Genomic DNA, 18691 nt, shown 5'->3' with positions numbered 1-18691 from the left:
TCAGGCCGCGACCAGCTCCGTCGCCAGCTCGCGCAACCGCAAACGGGCGACGGCGAGGTTGGCCTGAACCCGGTCCAGCCAGAGGTAGAGGTACGTCTGGCTGTCGAAGGCCGTGTGCACGAAGCGGATGAGGTGGTAGCTGCCCGTGGCCGTGATGATGAGGTCCTCCAGGGCCGGGCCGGAGCCGCCGGCGGAGTCGCCCCCGGTGTCGAACGTGGCGTTGCGCGCGACGGCCTGGACCACCTCGGCGGTGTCCGCTGCGGCCGCTTCGTGATCGCCGTGCGGCGCCCGCCCGGCCGTGCCGAGCGTCAGACCGCTGGTCCAGTCGATCAGCCCGGCCCCCAGGACGCCCGGAATGTCCATCGCTCGGGACAACACCTGATCGATACCCGGCACTTCGGCTCTCCTTCTGAACTGCTCGTACGAACGGCGCACGGTGGACGGTGTGCAGCGCGGCGCAAACGCCGAGGCCCTCCTCGTGGCAGCGTGTGGGAGAGCCTGCACGGAAGGTTACCTACCGGATTGCTGCCGGCACATGCCCGAGCGGCTGGTCCCGGGCAATTGACGTGTTATCGCCCTTCTGCGGCCCGTTGTCGCCGGATGGGAGCAGATGGCCTACGGGTGCCCGGCTCTGTCCCTGAGTACCCGTAAGATTCCTACGGGTTGGTAAAGAATTGCCGGTTCGCGTCGGTCAAACCTGTTCAGGCAGGTACGAGAGCAGACAGGATCCCTCTGTAGCTCTGTGATCATCGCCGCCGCAAGCGGCGCACCAAGCAGGGGGGTCAACCACGTGAGACGAACAGCAGCGCTCGGCGCCGCCACCACTCTGGTGACCGGCACGCTCCTGGCCGGAGCGATAGCCGCTACGCCCGCCAGCGCGGGCGAACACCACAAGGGCGCATCACCCGAAGCGCGCGGCGTACTGACCGCCGCCGCGCGCGCGGCCAAGAAGGGCATCGATTGGCAGGACTGTCCCGCGGACTGGGGGCTGAAGGCCCCTATCCAGTGCGGCTATGTCACCGTCCCGGTCGACTACGCCAAGCCCGACGGACCCACCATCAAGATCGCCGTCGACCGGGCCCGCAGCACCGGCGACAAGGAGGAGCGACAGGGCTCCCTCGTCTACAACCCGGGCGGCCCCGGTGGCTCGGGCATGAGGTTCCCGGCCCGGATCACCGCCAAGAGCCCGCTGTGGGCCAAGGTCGCGAAGGCATACGACTTCGTCGGCTTCGACCCGCGCGGCGTCGGCCACTCCGCGCCGATCTCCTGCATGGACCCGCAGGAGTTCGTCAAGGCCCCCAAGGCCGACCCGGTGCCGGACAACGAGGCGGACAAGCTCGCCCAGCGCAAGCTCGCCAAGGAGTACGCCGACGGCTGCGCCGAGCGCAGCGGCGACCTCCTGCCGCACATGACGACCAAGAACACCGTCCGTGACCTGGACGTGATCCGCGCCGCGCTGGGGGAGAAGAAGCTCAACTTCCTCGGCGTCTCCTACGGCACCTACATGGGCGCGGTGTACGCGACGCTCTTCCCGGACCACGTCCGCCGGATGGTCGTCGACAGCGTCGTCAACCCCTCGCGCGAGAAGATCTGGTACCAGGCCAACCTCGACCAGGACCTCGCCTTCGAGACCCGATGGGGTGACTGGAAGAAGTGGGTCGCCAAGAACGACGCGACCTACCACATCGGTGACACCGAGGAGAAGGTCCAGGCGGCGTGGGAGAAGCTGCGCGCGACCGCCAAGAAGGACCCCATCGGCGGGGTCGTCGGGCCGGCCGAACTCACCGGCTTCTTCCAGAGCGCGCCCTACTACGACTCCGCCTGGGCCTCGACGGCCGCGGTGTGGAGCGCCTACCTCGCCGGTGACGAGAAGCCGCTGATCGAGAACGCCGGCCCGGACATGAAGGACAAGGCCGGGAACATCGCGTCCGAGAACGGCAACGCCGTCTACACGGCCGTCGAGTGCACCGACGCCAAGTGGCCCACCAACTGGCGGAAGTGGGACCGGGACAACACCCGGATCCACCAGCAGGCACCGTTCATGACCTGGTCGAATGCCTGGATGAACCTGCCCTGCGCCACCTGGCCGGTCAAGCAGCAGCAGCCGGTCGATGTCACGACGGGCAAGGGCCTGCCGAACGTCCTGATCGTGCAGAGCACCCGGGACGCGGCGACCCCGTACGCGGGCGCCGTCGAGCTGCACCAGCGGCTCAAGGGCTCCCGTCTGATCACCGAGCGGGACGCCGGTTCGCACGGCGTCACGAGCCTGAAGAACCCCTGCATCAACGACCGGGTCGACACCTATCTCCTCACGGGGAAGACGGACGCCGAGGATGTGACGTGCGCCCCGCACGCCGCGCCCGAGCCCGCCGAGTCGGCGGCGAAGGCGGCCGCCGAGGGGTCCGCCGACCTTCCGGTGGCTCGCTGACCCTCGGCTGAACCCTCGCCTCGGCGCTGGATGCGCTGCCTCCACGGGCGGCCGGGAACCACCCGGCCGCCCGTGCGGCGTTCCAGGTGTTCCAGGTGCACCGCCGCGTCGGCTCTGTGTCACCGCCGCGCCGGCTGTGTCATGCGGCGAAGACGTCGGTGAAGGCGGCCCTGGTGGGGGAGTCGTCCCGGCGGTCCAGCACGGCGAAGACCACACGGTCGAACCAGCCGGCGAAGCGGCCGCCGTCCAGCAACTGGGCCGCGAACGCCCTCGCCACATCCGCCGGTTCATTGCGGAACACTCCGCACCCCCAGGCGCCGAGCACCAGCTGACGGTGCCGGCTGACCGCCGCCACCTCCAGCACCCGCTCCGCACGGGCTGCCAGCGCCGCCGCCACCCGGCCCGTCTCGGCCGGCCGCTGCCGCGCGATCACCCCGGCATTCGGCGCCGCCGCCGTCAAGAATCCCGCCTCGTACGGCTCCTCGAGCAGCGCACCCCGATCATTACGGAACACCGGCACACCAGGCGAGAGAATCACCCGGTCGCTGTAGAACGGGCTGGGATCCGCCCGATGCGCGGCATAGAAGTCCGGCGCCTGGCGTACACAGGAGTACAGTCCCGATCCACGGCACAGCGCCTCCTCCTGGGCCTGCGCGCCATTGAGATAACCGCCGCCAGGATTGCGCGCCGAGGCGAAGTTGAGCACGGCCACCCGGCCGGACTGCCCACCACCTTCCGTCGCCAGCCGCCGCCCCGCCGTGAGGCTGCCTTCCCCCGTCACTTCAAACACCGTCCGCACGCCCGGGGTTGCACCCGGCACGGCTACCGGCTCCGGGCCGTACAGCCGGGTCCCCGCCCGTGCCCTCTCGACGGCCCCCGCGATCTCCACCAGCCGTCCGCCGGGCGCACGGTAACGCCCCGCCGCGACGATCCGTTCCGTCTCCTGCGCCATCGCGCGCAACCTGGCGCTCATCGTCGCCACCCCCGTGTCCCCCGTATCCGGTCCTTCACAGCGATCAAGGTACGTGCCGCCGGCCCGGCCCCGCGACGGGTTTACGGCTACCGAACCAGCGTCGAGCAGGCCGCTGCCGACCGTGCGCCGCTCACCAGTGACCGGGTACCGGCGCGCCACCGACCCGTTCGCGCAGATTCCGGAACTGGTGGTTCTGCATGACGAAGTGGGTGGGCTCGCCGATCAGCCGGTCGAGGAACCACATGACCGGACGCGGACGGCCACGCCTACGGGTGCGCACGATGAGACGGGTCTGCCCGCCCGGGGTGGGCTCCAGATGGAATCCCCGGATCCCGCCGCTGTAGACCGGCGGCAGGGGCCAGTGTTCCGGGTCGAACGACGCGCACGAGGGCAGCTTCAGATCGGCGCGCAGGACCAGCGACCGGGGCGGATCCACGACCGCCGCCGTGAACCACGCCTTGCCGCTCGGCAGCGAGTCCAGGTGCCGGCCCTCCTTGAGGTCCTGCCACTCCGGCACGATCCTCCGGGCGCTCGGCCGGCCGCCGTTGTCGAGCCGGTCCCAGCTGTACCAGCCGGCCCGGTCGCAGCCCATCTGCTGCAACCAGGCCCAGACCTCCTCGGGCCGGGCCGGCAGGGTCGTGGCCATCGTGGTCTGGCTGTCGGGATACGGCACCAGCTCGTCCCCCGGGAGCGAGCGGGACGCTTCCTCGCCCGTCGCGCCCCAGCGCAGCACCCGCGGCCGGACGGCCTTGGCGTAAGCGCCGAGCGCGACGGCCAGCAGCGCCGCGGGCCACCCGACGAGCGGTCTCTTGTTCTGCATGAGCTCACCCGCCCGCTCAGTGCCGGTTCCGCCCCGACACGGTGCTCCGGTGCTCCGCGGCCCGGGGAGCACCGGAGCCTCGAACCTGCTCGATGAGGCGTCCGCGTACCTTGCTGACCAGGGCGCTCAACCGCTCGGACGGTACGGCCCGCGGGGCGACCGGGGCGCGCACCCGCAGGGCGGCATGCGGCAGCTCCTCCAGATCGGCGGTGAACCGTGCCTGCTGCTCTTCCAGGGTCGGGCGCTCTCCGGTACGCAGGCCGTCCCGCATCGCCGTCTCCAGCAGCCGATGGCCTCGCCCGGGGGCCCCCTCGCTGCGCAGCCCGATCACATCCGCGTACCCGGAACAGCGGAACACCTGCTTGGCACCCGGTGCCGTCACCTTCGCCGAGGACAGCTTCATCACCGGGCTGCCGTCGTACTCGACCATCTTGTAAGCGGAGTCCAGATACGGGGAATCGGCCGAGACACCGACCCGGGTGCCCACGGCGTAGGTGTCGATCGGCGCTCCGGACTGGACCAGCTCGTCCACGGCGTACTCGTCGAGACCGCCGCTGGCGACGATGCGGACGTCCTGCAGCCCGGCGGCGTTGAGGATGCCGCGCGCCCGCACCGCCAGCGCACCGAGGTCGCCGCTGTCGAGCCGGACCGCCGAGCCGGCCGTACGGTCGAGATCCCGCAGCACGCGCGTCGCCGTGCGCACGCCCTCCTCGGTGTCGTAGGTGTCCACCAGGAGCGTCACCGGCCCCGGGTGTGCGCGGGCGAAGGCGCGGAACGCGTCCTCCTCCGACGGGAACGCCTCCACATACGAGTGGGCCATCGTGCCGACCGCGGGGACCCCTATGGCGGTCGCCGCCGCCACGTTGCTGGTCCCCGCGAATCCCACCACGGCGCCCAGCCGGGCGGCCTGGAAACCGGCCTCGATGCCGTGCGTACGCCGCAGCGAGAAGTCCACGACCGGGCGTCCCGCCGCGGCGAGCACACACCGGGCGGCCTTCGAAGCGATCGCCGTCTGGTGGCTGACCTGATTGAGCAGATACGTCTCGACCAGCTGCGCCTGCGGCAGGGGCGCGGTGACCTCCAGCAACGGCTCACCGGCGAGCACGATCCGGCCCTCCGGCACCGCCCGTACCTCGCCGGTGAATTTCAGCCCCCGCAGCGCCGACAGGTCGCGGGTGGGCCGGTTCAGCGCCGAGGCGAACGCCTCCACGTCGGCGGGCCTGACGCGGAACCCCTCCAGGTAGTCGAGTGCGGATTCCAGACCCGCGGCGACGAGGAACCCACGGCCGGGCGGCAGGTCGCGGACGAAGAGACTGAACGTCGCCGGGCGGGTCATCCCCTCCCGCAGGTACGACATCGCCATCGTCACTTCGTACAGATCGGTGGTCGTGGCGTCGGACATGGACGCACCTCCTCGCCCCAGAGCGGCCTGGAGCGCGTCTGGTCTGCCCCCCACCACAGTCGGACATTCAGGGAGCACAGTCACGGGGCCAAAGGTCCCGGTCCGACGGCCACCCGGGCGCCGAGGCCCGGCACGGCCCGGCCCGCACGGCCATCGGCAGGGACCAATGGCCCCTGTCGCCGGCCCCCGGCACCCGCGCCACGCTGGAGAGGCGGACACGCACCGTGCTCCGGCACCGGAACGAGACGGAGGGCCGCGCCATGGAAGCCGCCAAGGAATCAGCAGCCCCGGAGCCGGTCCCCGCGGAACCGGTGGTCACCGTCGGCCTCGACGGTTCGCCCGAGAGCCTGGCCGCCGCCCGCTGGGCCGCCCACGAAGCCGAACGCCGCCGGCTCACCGTGTGCCTGCTGCACGCCTGGATCCTGCTGGCCCCCCAGCCGGCGGAGGTCACGGCCGACCGGGACCAGAACTACTGGGCACGGCGGATCGTCCACGACGCACGGGCGGAGCTCCAGAGGCGTCACCCCGGGCTGTCCGTCATCGTGGACCTGGTCGCCGAGGAGCCCGCGACCGCACTGCTGCGCGCGGCAGTGGAGTCACAGCTGCTCGTCCTCGGCTCACGCGGTCTGGAGACCGTGGAGAGCTTCTTCCTCGGCGATGTCAGCACACACGTCGTGGCGCGGGCCGAGCGCCCAGTGGTGCTGGTGCGCGCCGGGATGCACGACGTGGGGCCGACGCCCGCCCGCGCCGGGAGCGTGGTGACCGGCCTCGGTCTGCGCGGCCCCTGCGACCCCGTGCTCGACTTCGCCTTCACCACCGCCGCGCAACGCGACGTTCCCCTGAAGGCCGTCCACGGACGCGCCCTCCCGGTGCAGGCGTTCGTCCCCTGGGGCGTCGACCCGGGGGTGTCCAAGGAGATGGACGAGGAGGCACGCAAGGAGCTCGGCGAGGCGCTCCGCCCGTGGCGCGAGCGGTTCCCCGGCGTCCCGGTGACCGAGACCGTCCGTCTCGAAAGCCCGGCCAGGGCGATCGTCGCGGCGGCCGAAGGCTGCGACCTGCTGGTCGTCGGCCGGCGGCGGCGCCGGACCGGCCTGACGTCGCGCATCGGGCCGGTGGCCAACGCGGCCGTGCATCATGCGCCGTGCCCGGTGGCGGTCGTCCCGCACGACTGAGCAGTTCCGCACGACTGAGCGGTCCCACGCGACCGAGTGGTTCTGCACGACCGGGAGGCGGCGGCCGGGGCACGACCGAGCGCGGCAGCCGGGCCACGCCTGGGCGCCGCCCGCGGGCACGCCGTCAGTGACGGATCCCCAGACCGGGCAACAGCAACAGCCCCCGGTCCGCGCAGCTGATGTCCGCCGCGCCCAGATCCTCCGGTGTGCGTGCTCCTCGCCAGCGCACCTCCGCGATGGCCATCCGGGCTGCCTCCGCGGCGCTCTCCCAGCCGGCCTCCGGGAACGTCGCCTCCCACCACCCGTGCACGGCGACCTGCCAGCCCCGGCTCTCCATCTGCGCCCGGTGGCCGCCGCCCTCGGGGGCGTCCCGGTCGTCGACGACCAGGAACACCCCCTCGGGGCTGTACCCCACCGACAGCGGACGGTCGTCGTCCTTGTGGTTGACGATGTTGAACGCCGCCGACTCCTCGGTGCCGACCTGCGCGGGCAGCTGCTCCGACCACGCCCACAGGATGCTCTCCACGGACTCCTCCAGCCGGTGCCAGTCCGGAGCCACGGAGGACTCGGGAGAGGCCGCCGGGAGGGCGCCCGGCCCCTCGCGGTACAGCTGCCACAGGTACGGCAGGCTGCTGAAGAACGACACCTGTTCCTCGCCGTCGCCCACGCCGCGGGCGAAGCGGAGGGACTCGGAACGTTCCAGCTCCGCGGTACGGCGTACCGAGACCTGCAGGCAGGCGACGCCGTGGTCGAGCAGCAGGATCTGCTCGTCGGTCCGCCAGCGGATGGTCGGGCCGTAGGCGCTCCCGCCGTACAGGGTGGGCGGCCCGATGCGGTCCACCAGCGCGGACAGCACCTCACGGATGGCGTCGGTGCGCTGACCGGGCGTCATGGACGCCTTGTAGTCGCGCAGCGGGTCGGGCGGGCGGTCGAAGTCCTGCGGCTGGGGCTCGCGGCGCAGACGTTCCGCGACGTCCGCCATGACGCCCCGGTCGGTGACTCTGCGATGCCGCGTATCCATACTTCCACTCTGCCCCAAATGCCCCCTTTGGCAACGTCAGGACGGAGGGTGACTCGGGGGCGGACGGGACCTCGTAGGCGATCACGGCCCCTGGGTCCGCTCGCCGGGCGGCCCGCCGTGTGCGGTCGGCGCCGAAGTCCCTTGGCGGAAGGCGGAAGTGACGTTACGTCAATTACGACGGGGCCTGGCCGTGCTTCATGTGGGCACCGGTGCGCCGTGCCCACACCGGGCCGGACGGAACACGCACCGCGATGGTCCGCAGACCGTGTGGACACACCCCGGGAGCGCGTACGACGACGATGGCCTGTCGTCCCCGGTCACCGCCGGCTCACACGGCTTCGCGCTGGGCGACGCCGCGGGAACGCGCCCACGCCCCGGGGAACTCGTCACGCGCGGGAAGGACCGGCGACTGGGCCGGTCGTCTCACGGAGGGCCGCTCGGCCCATGGGCCCCGCCCTCCGTCGCCGTGATGCTGGAGGCAGGAGAGCCGCGCCTCAACCGCGCTCCCGCGGCAGGCGTGGCCGAAGACTTGCGCGTTGGAGGTGCGTCATGGCTGCGCCCGTCGTCGTCGGACTGGACGGTTCCGAAGCCAGCCTGACGGCGGAGCGCTGGGCCGCCGACGAGGCGGCGGCACGCGGCCTTCCGCTGCATCTGCTGTACTCCTGGGTCTCCCAGGCATTGGACGCCCCCCTAGCCCAGGAATCCCCCGACAAGCATCGCTACGGGGACCAGGTGCTCGGCGCCGCCCAAGAGATCGCGCACAAACTGCACCCGGACCTCTCCGTGACGACCGAGCAGGTGCCCGAACCGGCGGTGCAGGCGCTGGTGGAACACAGCGGGCAGGCGACCCTGATGGTGCTCGGGTCGCGCGGACGCGGCGCTCTCGCGGGCTTTCTGCTCGGCTCGGTCAGCCTGCATGTGCTCGGGCGGGCCGAGTGTCCCGTGGTGACGGTGCGCGCGAGGGAGCGCGACACGGAGCGATGCGGGGCGAACGAGAAGGGCGGGAAGGGGAGGGGGAGGTCCGAGGACGCGTGGGGGTGGGACGCCGATGACGCGGCGGAGATCGTGGTCGGTGTGCAGGACTTGGGGCCGGCCGGCGATACCCTGCTCGATTTCGCCTTTGTCGCCGCCGATACGCACCACAGGAAACTGCGCGCCGTCCGGGCGTGGGGGCCGCCGACCGTCGTCAGCCCCGGCCCGACCGCTCCGCCCACCCTGCCGGACGAGATCACGCTGTTCACATCCGGCGAGGAAGCGGCACTCGCCGAGGCGCTGGCGCCCTGGCAGACCACATTCCCCGGCGTCGAGGTGATCCAGCACGTCGAAAGCGGGGCGGCCGCACCGGTGTTGCTGGGCGCCGCCTGCCACGCCGGGCTGCTGGTCGTCGGGCGCCGCACCCATCGATCGCCGACGCGGCTCGGTCCCGTCGCGCACGCGGCGCTGCACCATGCCTGCTGCCCGGTGGCGGTCGTCCCGCACGGCTGATGCGCGTGATCGTCTTGCGGTGATCGGCGCTACCAGGTGATCGGCGCTACCACCCGCCGTGCGGACGCGGCACAGCGACGATCGGGCACTCCGCGTGATGCAGCACCCCCTGGCTCACCGAGCCCAGCAGCATGCCGGCGAAACCACCGCGCCCTCGGGTGCCCGTCACCAGCGCGAGGGCGTGCCGCGATTCGCGGACCAGCACCTCCACCGGATGGCCGGACATCACCTCGTGGTGCAGATCCACATCCGGATAGCTCTCGGTACGCCCGGAAACCGCCTCGTACAGCACCGTACGGCACTCCCGCCGCGCGGCGTCCTCGTCGAGGTTGCCGAGCATCGTCGGCTGCCACACGTAGATCGCGCGCAGCATGGCACGACGCAGCGCCGCCTCCTCGAACGCGAAGTCGATGGCGGCCTGCGAGGTCGGGCTCCCGTCGACGCCGACGACGACGTACGGCCGCTCCTGGGCGGTGTGTTCCCATTCCCGCACCACCGCTACGGGACACCGCGCCTGGGCCATGACGGGCAGCGCCACCGCGGCGGAGGTGAAGAGTTCCTGCCGTGTGGAGAGGAACGCGGAACCCAGCACGATCATCCCCGCCTCCGGCGACTGCTCGCGCAGCACCCACGACGGTTCGCCCTCGGCGAGCAGCCCGGTCACGGTCAGCTCCGGATGGCGCTGCTCGGCGAACTTCACGGCCTCGCTGAGCGTGTGCTCGCCTGTGCGGTGCAGTGCGTGTTTCCACTTCTGCCAGGACGGCAGCTGCGCCTTCTCGGTGACCCGCACCGTGGCCCATCCCTGTGCGTGCACCACGGCCAGCGGCACCCCGCGCCGCTGTGCCTCGTCCGCTGCCCACGCCAGGGGTACGCGATGACGGGCGTCGGACTCGACGCCGACGACGACCGGCCGGCGTCCTGGGGACGGTGTCGTCATCACCTCAGGCCCCCACCCGTTCCATGTCGTGGTCGGCCACCCGTGTCAGCCGCCCGGCGAGATCGTGCATCGCGCGGGCCGTCGCCAGCTCGTCCCCGATCTCCGGGACGTCCACGTCATGCGGATTGCATCTGGCGGTGCCGTGCCCGGTCATCGACGTGGTTCCGGTGTCCAGCACCACCCGGGCCTTGGTCGTCCCGTCCTCCTCGAAGAGGTACAGACGGACATTCCACTCCACTGCCCTTCTCATGATCTGCCTCCTCAATGTTCTGCCCCGGTTGCTCCGCCGGACTGCCTCCTCGTGGCTCTGCTCGCTCCGCGCCCCGTACCACCACGGTCGGCCCCCGCCGCCACCGGAGGCAGGGGCCGATGGTCCCACTGCCCCGGCCGACCGGGGCCTGTTCGCGGTGGCGGCGCGCCGGGACGGGGGCCGGTCGGCCCATGCGCCCGTCTGCCGTACGCCGCGAAGCTGGAGGCAGGAAGCGGGCCGGCCGCGGTCGGGCGGCGGCCCTCGGAACGCCGGGGGAGAGCCCATGACCAGCCACGATGTGCGCAGACCGGTGGTAGTGGGCGTCTCGCGGTCGGTAGCCGCCCGCGGTGCGCTGGACTGGGCTGCGGACGCCGCGGACCGGCGACGGCTGCCGTTGCGGTTGATCCATGCGCAGGAGTGGCCCGCGGGAGCCGCGCCGAAGGATGCGCACGAGTCACGCGAACACCTCTGGGCGACGCACTTCCGCGCGGCCGGGCAGTCACTGCTGGAAACCCACCGGGACTGGGCGGAGGCCCGCCACGCCGGGCTGGAGATCACCATGGAGCTCGCCGACGGCAGGCCGTCCCATGTGCTGCGGGAGGCCGCCGAGCACGCCGCCGTTCTGGTGGTCGGCGCGCGCCGGGCGGTGGAACCGGGGGAGGTGCTCACGTTCGGAGGGGTGGGCGCGGCGCTCGTCGGGCATCCGCCGTGCCCGGTGGTGCTGGCGTTCGAGCCGGTGGAGAGCGGCGAGGGGTCCGGCCCCGTCGTGGTGGGGGTGGACGGTTCCGCCGCTTCCGCGGCCGCGGTGGCGTTCGCCTTCGAGGAGGCCGACCTGTGGGGTGTGCCGCTGCGGGCCGTCCAGGTACGCCGCCCCAGCCACGGTGAGTGGCCGGAGCACGCCGGACAGTCCCTCTCCGACGCGTCCGTGGTGCTCTTCGGCTGGCATGAGAAATACCCGGAGGTGCACGTCGAGCGGGAGGTGCTGATGGGCGGCCAGCCGTCGGCGAAACTGGCCGGAGCGGCGACCGGAGCGCGCTGCCTGGTCGTCGGGGCACGCGGACACGGCGGCTTCCGCGGCATGATCCTCGGCTCCACCAGCCGCACCCTCGTCCAGCTGGCGCCGTGCCCGCTCATGGTCGTCCCGGAGAGCGCGCAGCGGACGTGGCACACGCGATGAACCCGCAGCGGCCAACGGACGCCCAGCAACTGCCAACGGGCACCCGGCCCACGTCTCACAGCTCCTCCGGATGCTGCAGCAGGCGGTCCACCGCCCTCAGATAGCGGGCCGCGACGGCACCGTCGGCCGCGCGGTGGTCCGCCGAGAGCGTGACCGTGACCGTAGGCCGTACGCCGACCGCACCGTCCACCGCGCACGGCCGTTCGACGATGCGCCCGAAGCCCGCCACGGCCACTCGGGGCGGGGAGAGCACCCCGAACACGGACTCCACGCCCTGGTCACCGAGATCGATCACGGTGATCGTCGCATCGGCCGCCTCGGAGGCGCCCGGTCCGCCCGTGCGGGCGCGGGCGGACAGATCCGTCAAGGCGGCCATCAGACGCGGGAGTTCGAGGGTGTCGGCGTGGTGCAGAGCGGGCGCGACCAGCCGGCCGCCGGGCCGCGACACCACCACTCCCACATGCACGCCGTCGCGCGCCGTGAAGTGGTCGCCGGACCAGAAGCCATTGAGCCGCGGGACCTCCCGGGCGGCGAGAGCGGCCGCCTTGAGCAGCAGCGCCGAAGGCCGCAGCCGCTCGGTGGCCGGGCAGCGCCCGTTGTGGTCGTGCAGCCAGTCCATCGCCGCGACCATGTCGACCGTCGTGGACAGGGCGTAGTGCGGCACGTGGGGGAGGTCCGGGGCTTCCCGGCCGGTGCGGGGCGTCGGCCCGGCTTTCGCCTGGCGGATGCCCCTCGTGCCGCGCTCGGAGGGGCGTACCGGGGGTGGCGCGCCGCGTGGGGAGGGGGCCGTCGACCGGCTGGCCGCGGCCCTGCGGACATCCGAGGCCCGGACGACACCCTCTGCGCCCGTCCCCCGCACCGTGCCGAGATCGACGGAGAGGACGTCGGCGAGCCGCTGGGCGAGCGGAGTCGCCGGAATATGCGGCGGCCGGGCGATGGCGTCGATGGCCTGGTCGACGTCGGCCCGGGTGACGCGGCCGCCGCGCCCGGACCCCTCCACGGTGTCCAGGTCGACGCCCCGCCGCTCGGCGAGATGCCGGACCAAGGGGCCCACCTCGGTGTGCGCGTCTTCGGGAGCCGGGGGAGCAAGAGGCCCAAGGGTGACGGCCGTTGGCCCGGTCGTCGGCGCGGCCGCCCCGCCCTGCTTCTCCGGCATCACCTCCGACGGGACGATCCGTGCGAGGGGTGTTCCCACCGGAACCCGCATGCCCGCGTCGACGAGCGGCCGCTGCACCGTCCCGGAGACCGGGGCCTCCACCTCGATGGTGGAGTCGGCGGCCTCGACGACCGCGACCGGATCGCCCTCGCCGACCTCGTCGCCGGCCCCCACCAGCCACTCCCGCAGCGTTCCCGCGTCCACGTCCGCGCCGAGGGGCGGCATGGCGAAGTCCGCGACGGACCGGGCCCCGTACTGCGCGATGGCTTCGATCCTGCGCCTGCGGATGCCGTGACAGGCGCTCACGCCGAAACCTCGCTTCGCTCGGTCTCGCGCCCCCTGTGGGCACCTCCCAGCGGTAGCCGGGGGACTTCGGCCGGGAGGCGCCCCCGGCTCGGCGCGCGCCTCTGGACGACTCTCCTCCGGCCTCCGGCCGGGGGGACCCCCACGCCGCGCTCACTCATCCGGATCCCTCCTGGTCGGACGGATCGTCGGCGGGCTGGCCGAGTTCACGGGCGCGCAGCAGCCGCCGCAGAATCTTCCCGCTTCGGGTCCTGGGCAGGTGCGGTTCGAAGGTGATCTCCCTGGGCGCCATCGCGGGACCGAGCCTCCGGCGGGCGAAGGCCAGCAGCTCCCGTTCCAGCGCCGGCGTCGGCTCGACGCCGGGACCGAGCGACACAAACGCCTTCACGCTCTCTCCGGTCACCGGGTCGGGGCGGCCGATCACCCCGGCCTCGGCGACGGACGGGTGCCCCAGCAGCGCGCTTTCCACCTCGAACGGGCCGATCAGGTGGCCATCCGACGTGATGACGTCCTCGGCGCGCCCGACGAACCAGTACCAGCCGTCCTTGTCGCGCCGGACGAGGTCACCGGTCAGATACCAGCCGTCGGCGAACGCGGCCGCATAGCGTTCCTCGTCGTGCAGATAGCCGCGGAACATCGACGGCCAGCCGCGACGCAAAGCCAACTCGCCTTCGGTGTCCGGGTTTTCCAGCACCATCACCCGACCGTCGGCGGGCCGCGCGCGCCCGTCGTCGCCGCGTCCCAGGACCGCCGCCTCGACACCGGGCAGCGGCCGCCCCATCGAGCCGGGGCGGATGTCGGCGGACGCGAGATTGGCGATCATGATGCAACCGGTCTCCGTCTGCGACCAGTTGTCGTGCACGGGCAGCCCGAGGACGTCCCGGCTCCACACCACGACGTCGGGGTTGAGCGGCTCGCCCGCCGAGGCGATGAACCGCAGCGCGGACAGATCGTAGGCGTCCGGTGCGACATGGGCATCCGACAGCCCGCCGGAGCCCGCCAGACCTTCGCCGGCCGTCGGTTCTTCGCCGCCCGGCAGTTCGTCGCCGTCCGGCAGTGCGTACGGGCCCTGCCGCGGGGCGGCGCGCATCAGCCTGCGCAGGACGGTCGGCACCGTGTACCAGACGCTGACCCGCTCCTCGTCGAGGATCCGGTACCAGCGCCGGACCTCATCGGCCTCCTCGTGATCAACCCCGCCTTCATCGACGTCGTTCCCCTCGACGCCTTCCTCGACAACGACCGTCACACCACGGGCGAGTGGTGCGATGACGCCGTACGACATCCCGGTGACCCAGCCGGGGTCGGTGGTGCACCAGTAGACGTCCTCGGGGTGCAGATCGAGGGCGGTGGCCGCGGTGGCGTCATGGGCGACGACCGCCCCGTGGACATGCGTGACGCCCTTGGGCGGGCCGCTGGTTCCGCTGGTGAAGTGCAGCAGCGCCGCGTCCTCGGGAGCGGTCGGCGGGGTGATGAAGCGGTCCGAGGCATCGGCCATCCGCGCGTCGAAGGAGAGCGTGCCCGGCAACTCCTCGGCACCCGGCCCGACGATGAGTACATGGGCGAGGCCGGGCAGCGCGTCCCGGTGGCCCGCGACGTTGCGCCGGTACAGCTCCGCGCTGGTCACCAGCACTTTCGCGGCTCCGGTCCGCAGCTGCCGGGCGACCTGGCCGGAGTCCAGCGCGGAGCAGAGCGGGCAGACCACGCTGGTGTTCTTCAGGGTGCCGAGTACCGCCGTGAACAGCTCGGGGCCGCGGCCGAGCAGGGTGAACACCCGGTCGCCATGGCCGATTCCGAGCGAGTTCAGGACGTTCGCGAAGCGCGCGGTACGACGGGCCAGCTCGGCGTAGGTGACGGTGGAGACGGAACCGTCCCGGGCCACACAGCGCAGCGCCGCGTGCCCGCCCTGCCCCGCCGCCAGATGCCGGTCGACGGCCTCGTACGCCATGTTCAGCCCGCCACCCCCGGGCAGCCCGGCGAGCGCGGCCCTGGCCTGGGCCCAGGTGAAGCCCAGCCGGGCGCGGTCGTAGTCGGCGAGATTCGGTGCGACGCGCGGCGCGGTGCTCTTGCGGATCGTCTCCCAGGTCATGGCGACTCCTTCCGCCGCGTGCACCGATCGGCTCCCCGCCCGGTGCCCTGCTTCCACCGTCACGGAACGCCGTGCGGCCCGCATGGGCCGAAGGGCCCAGGGCCGGGGCCGAGCGGCGCCTTTGCCCCTGCGCCGGGCCGCCGACACGGCAATACCGCCCCGGCCGGGAGCTGCCGGCGAACGGGCCCGTCGACGACGGGCACGCTGCCACCGGACCCCACGGTTTCCCCGGCGGAGTAACAGCGGTCGCGCCTCTCCGGTGGATCAGGTACGAAAGGAGTGCGCGGGCGACCGGACCGGGCCGGTCGCCCGCGAGCGCCGGGCCCTGTCGTCGAACTGCCGTCGTTCCCCGCGGGGGAGGCGGGAGTTTGCCGACAGGGCCTATGGCCGGTCCGACCCTGACCCGTCGGACAGGCCCTATTGCCGGGTTCCGGGGAACCCGGCGACCGCGCGCGGCACTCCGTCCGGGCGACCTCACGGCGTGGCCGCTTGCCCGCCGTCGTCCGGCGGGGTGACCTGATGCGGTCAGCCAGCCGTACTCGATCGCACCGAGGTTTCCAGGAGACACCGATGCCCGTGAGCCGTCGCCGCCGATACGCCCGTGCCACCGCGACCGCCGCCGCGGCCGTGCTCACCACGCTCGCGGCCGTCCCGGCGGGTGCCGACGCGCAGGGCATGAGCGGGGGGTTGTTCCTCACCGTGTCCGGTTACGGCGACACCTGGATCCGCGGGGTACAGCTCACCTGCCCGGACACCGGCGGCAGCCATCCGCACGGCGCCGCCGCCTGTGACGCGCTGACCAGGGCGGGCGGTGACATGGACCGGCTGCCCAAGGCGCCGCGGCCGTGCACCAAGGAGTACGACCCGGTCAGCGTCTCGGCGATCGGCACCTGGAACGGCGTCGCGGTGGACTGGCGCAAGAGATTCCCCAGCCCCTGCACCCTGGAGGCGGCGACCGGGGCGGTCTTCCGGTTCTGAGGCCGCCACGGCAACTACCGGCCGTCCGGTTCCGGACAGCCCTGAAAACCCCCGGTGCCGACGGAGCGCCGCCCGGCTCAGGCCCGCCGCGCCGCCACCACGCCCACCGTCACCAGCGCCAGCACCACCCAGGCGAACCAGAGCCAGCCACTGCCGCCCAGCGCCACGGTGTAGGCGGTCGCGACGACCAGCCCGCCCACCGTGCACACGGCCATCGCCTTCGCAGATCCGGGCATACCCGTAACCTCCTCACGGCGGCCCGGACGGACCAATGCCACGGGCCGCGGCCATGGGACCATCGTCCCCGGCCGCGGCCCGTACCGCTAGATCTCCGCTCTCAGCGCCCCCGGGCGTTGAGCGACGCCAGATAGGCGTTGTAGGCGGCCAGATCCTTGTCACCGTCGCGGTCGGCGGCCCGGTCCGCGCGCTGGGACTGGCGCTCCTCGGACTTGTACCACTGGAAGACCAGGGCGATCAGCACCACCACCGACGGGATTTCGCTGAACGCCCAGGCGATGCCGCCCGCGGCCGTCTGGTCCGACAGCGCTTCGATGCCGAGCGAGGCCGGCGGGTTCAGGAAGGTGCCGACCATCGGCTCGGACGCCATCATCAGCGCGATGCCGAAGAACGCGTGGAACGGCATGCCCGCGAACAGCTCCAGCATCCGCATCACATAGCCGGGCCGGTGCGGGCCCGGGTCGACGCCCATGATCGGCCAGAAGAAGACCAGGCCGACCGCGAGGAAGTGCACCATCATCGCGATGTGCCCGGTCCTGGACTCCATCAGGAAGTCGAAGAGCGGCGTGAAGTAGAGCGCGTAAAGGCTCGCGATGAAGAGCGGGATGGTGAACGCGGGGTGGGTGATGATGCGCATATAGCGGCTGTGCAGCAGCGCCACCAGAAGCTCACGCGGCCCCTTGCGGCCCCGTCCGGCGGTCGGCAGCGCGCGCAGCATCAGCGTCACCGGCGCCCCGAGCAGCAGCAGGATCGGCGACAGCATGCTGATCACCATGTGCTGCACCATGTGCACGCTGAACATCGCCATGCCGTAGTCGTTGAGCTTGGTGCACATCACCAGAGCCACCGTCAGAACGCCCACGACCCAGGCGACGATCCGGCTCACCGGCCAGGCGTCCCCCCGCCGCCGAAGCCGCAGTACGGCCCAGCCGTACAGCACCAGCCCCAGCAGGCAGCCGACGACAAAGAACGGATCCCCGCCGAACTCCAGCCCTCGCCCCAGCGTGAACGGCGGCAGATCCATGTTCATGCCGTGCCCGCCGTGATCCATCCGCTCGCTCCTGATTCGTACCGATACTCCGGCGACAAGAGTAGAACCGCCCCCGGCCGGTCCCACGGCCGGGGGCGGATCACCAGGACGGGGAGGTCACAGCACGCACTCGGCCTCGGCGTAGCGCTCGGTGGGCACCGTCTTCAGCGTCTCGACCGCCTCGGCCAGCGGCACCAGTGTGATGTCCGTGCCGCGCAGCGCGGTCATCATCCCGAAGTCACCACGGTGCGCGGCCTCCACGGCATGCCAGCCGAAGCGGGTGGCCAGCACCCTGTCGTACGCGGTCGGCGTTCCGCCGCGCTGGACATGGCCGAGGATGACCGGACGGGCCTCCTTGCCGAGGCGGTTCTCCAGCTCCACGGAGAGCTGCCGGGCGACCCCCGCGAACCGCTCATGGCCGTAGACGTCCTTGCCGCCGACATCGAAGGCCATGGTGCCCTCGCGCGGCTTGGCGCCCTCGGCGACCACCACGATGGCGAACTTCTTGCCGGCGTCGAACCGCTCGGCGACCCGCGCCGTCAGCTCCTCGATGTCGAAGGGACGCTCCGGCACCACGATCGCGTGCGCGCCGGCCGCCATCCCCGAGTGCAGCGCGATCCAGCCGGTGTGCCGCCCCATCACCTCGACGATCATCACCCGCTGGTGCGACTCCGCGGTGGTCTTGAGACGGTCCAGGGCCTCGGTCGCCACGCCCACCGCGGTGTCGAAGCCGAACGTCACGTCCGTGACCGCGATGTCGTTGTCGATCGTCTTCGGTACGCCGACGATCGGCAGCCCGGCGTCCGACAGCAGCCGCGCCGCCTTGAGCGTGCCCTCACCGCCGATCGGGATGATCGCGTCCAGCCCCAGCTCCGCGACATGGCCGCGGGCCCGTTCGACACCGTCCCGCAGATGGGCGGGCTGCACCCGCGAGGACCCGAGCATGGTGCCGCCGCGCGCCAGGATGCCGCCGACGGCCTCCAGGTCGAGCTTGTGGTAATCGCACTCCAGGAGGCCCTTCCAGCCGTCGCGGAAGCCGATCACCTCATCGCCGTGATCGGCGGTGGCGCGGTGGACGACGGACCGGATGACGGCGTTCAGACCGGGGCAGTCGCCGCCGGAGGTGAGGACACCTATACGCATTGCTCGTGAGACCCTCTGCAACTCAACCGGACGCCCGGACCCCGTCGTCCGGTTGGATGCCGCTCACCCTACAAGCGCGGCGCCCCCCGGGAC

The 18691-nt window shown here is 72.3% G+C and carries 17 protein-coding genes; 5 read left to right on the top strand and 12 right to left on the bottom strand.

Annotation, left to right across the window (positions count from 1 at the left end):
• Positions 1–396, bottom strand: coding sequence for a hypothetical protein (locus tag K9S39_RS02860; protein ID WP_248861749.1), 396 nt, complete (start codon positions 394–396; stop codon positions 1–3).
• Positions 397–790: 394 nt separating this feature from the next.
• Here K9S39_RS02860 and K9S39_RS02855 point away from each other — a divergent pair, with 394 nt between their 5' ends.
• Positions 791–2428: an alpha/beta hydrolase gene (locus tag K9S39_RS02855; RefSeq protein WP_248861747.1), complete on the top strand. Its 1638-nt coding sequence runs from the start codon at positions 791–793 to the stop codon at positions 2426–2428.
• A gap of 139 nt (positions 2429–2567) precedes the next feature.
• On the opposite strand, the gene K9S39_RS02850 is transcribed toward K9S39_RS02855, so the two are convergent.
• From K9S39_RS02850 to K9S39_RS02840, 3 genes are all read right to left on the bottom strand, one after another.
• Positions 2568–3401, bottom strand: a complete 834-nt coding sequence (locus K9S39_RS02850) for a TIGR02452 family protein (protein ID WP_248861746.1) — start codon at positions 3399–3401, stop codon at positions 2568–2570.
• 130 nt (positions 3402–3531) lie between these two features.
• Entirely contained in the window at positions 3532–4221 is a 690-nt protein-coding gene (locus K9S39_RS02845) for a hypothetical protein (RefSeq protein ID WP_248861744.1), read from the bottom strand.
• Positions 4222–4237: 16 nt separating this feature from the next.
• Positions 4238–5623, bottom strand: coding sequence for a nicotinate phosphoribosyltransferase (locus tag K9S39_RS02840; protein ID WP_248861743.1), 1386 nt, complete (start codon positions 5621–5623; stop codon positions 4238–4240).
• 260 nt (positions 5624–5883) lie between these two features.
• Between K9S39_RS02840 and K9S39_RS02835 the strand changes: the two genes are divergently transcribed.
• Positions 5884–6795: a universal stress protein gene (locus K9S39_RS02835; protein ID WP_248868571.1), complete on the top strand. Its 912-nt coding sequence runs from the start codon at positions 5884–5886 to the stop codon at positions 6793–6795.
• 124 nt (positions 6796–6919) lie between these two features.
• On the opposite strand, the gene K9S39_RS02830 is transcribed toward K9S39_RS02835, so the two are convergent.
• A complete protein-coding gene (locus K9S39_RS02830; RefSeq protein WP_248861741.1) occupies positions 6920–7816 on the bottom strand; it encodes a hypothetical protein in 897 nt (298 codons plus the stop codon).
• Positions 7817–8365: 549 nt separating this feature from the next.
• Between K9S39_RS02830 and K9S39_RS02825 the strand changes: the two genes are divergently transcribed.
• Positions 8366–9301 (top strand): universal stress protein, encoded by a 936-nt coding sequence (locus K9S39_RS02825; RefSeq protein ID WP_248861739.1) that lies wholly within the window; start codon positions 8366–8368, stop codon positions 9299–9301.
• Between the two features lie 46 nt (positions 9302–9347).
• Here the strand turns inward: K9S39_RS02825 and K9S39_RS02820 are convergent, their stop codons facing one another.
• Together K9S39_RS02820 and K9S39_RS02815 are read right to left on the bottom strand one after the other, a co-directional pair.
• Positions 9348–10238: a universal stress protein gene (locus K9S39_RS02820; RefSeq protein ID WP_248861737.1), complete on the bottom strand. Its 891-nt coding sequence runs from the start codon at positions 10236–10238 to the stop codon at positions 9348–9350.
• 4 nt (positions 10239–10242) lie between these two features.
• On the bottom strand, positions 10243–10488 hold the full coding sequence (locus tag K9S39_RS02815) for a DUF1876 domain-containing protein (protein ID WP_248861735.1): 246 nt from the start codon (positions 10486–10488) through the stop codon (positions 10243–10245).
• A 283-nt stretch (positions 10489–10771) separates the two neighbouring features.
• Between K9S39_RS02815 and K9S39_RS02810 the strand changes: the two genes are divergently transcribed.
• Complete coding sequence (locus tag K9S39_RS02810; protein WP_248861734.1) at positions 10772–11665, top strand: universal stress protein; 894 nt, start codon at positions 10772–10774, stop codon at positions 11663–11665.
• A gap of 55 nt (positions 11666–11720) precedes the next feature.
• Here the strand turns inward: K9S39_RS02810 and K9S39_RS02805 are convergent, their stop codons facing one another.
• Both K9S39_RS02805 and K9S39_RS02800 read right to left on the bottom strand, forming a co-directional pair.
• Positions 11721–13127: a dihydrolipoamide acetyltransferase family protein gene (locus K9S39_RS02805; protein ID WP_248861733.1), complete on the bottom strand. Its 1407-nt coding sequence runs from the start codon at positions 13125–13127 to the stop codon at positions 11721–11723.
• A gap of 154 nt (positions 13128–13281) precedes the next feature.
• Positions 13282–15210, bottom strand: a complete 1929-nt coding sequence (locus tag K9S39_RS02800) for an AMP-binding protein (protein WP_248861732.1) — start codon at positions 15208–15210, stop codon at positions 13282–13284.
• 570 nt (positions 15211–15780) lie between these two features.
• Here K9S39_RS02800 and K9S39_RS02795 point away from each other — a divergent pair.
• Positions 15781–16188, top strand: a complete 408-nt coding sequence (locus K9S39_RS02795) for an SSI family serine proteinase inhibitor (RefSeq protein ID WP_248861730.1) — start codon at positions 15781–15783, stop codon at positions 16186–16188.
• A gap of 77 nt (positions 16189–16265) precedes the next feature.
• On the opposite strand, the gene K9S39_RS02790 is transcribed toward K9S39_RS02795, so the two are convergent.
• The 3 genes from K9S39_RS02790 to K9S39_RS02780 all read right to left on the bottom strand — a co-directional run bounded on the left by K9S39_RS02790 (position 16266) and on the right by K9S39_RS02780 (position 18598).
• Complete coding sequence (locus K9S39_RS02790; RefSeq protein WP_248861729.1) at positions 16266–16424, bottom strand: hypothetical protein; 159 nt, start codon at positions 16422–16424, stop codon at positions 16266–16268.
• Between the two features lie 101 nt (positions 16425–16525).
• Positions 16526–17476, bottom strand: a complete 951-nt coding sequence (locus K9S39_RS02785) for a cytochrome c oxidase assembly protein (protein WP_248861727.1) — start codon at positions 17474–17476, stop codon at positions 16526–16528.
• A 96-nt stretch (positions 17477–17572) separates the two neighbouring features.
• Positions 17573–18598, bottom strand: coding sequence for a 6-phosphofructokinase (locus K9S39_RS02780; RefSeq protein ID WP_248861725.1), 1026 nt, complete (start codon positions 18596–18598; stop codon positions 17573–17575).
• Positions 18599–18691 lie beyond the last annotated feature (93 nt).

It is taken from the genome of Streptomyces halobius, from assembly GCF_023277745.1.
Lineage (GTDB): Bacteria > Actinomycetota > Actinomycetes > Streptomycetales > Streptomycetaceae > Streptomyces > Streptomyces halobius.
This window is presented reverse-complemented; position numbering and strand designations above follow the sequence as displayed.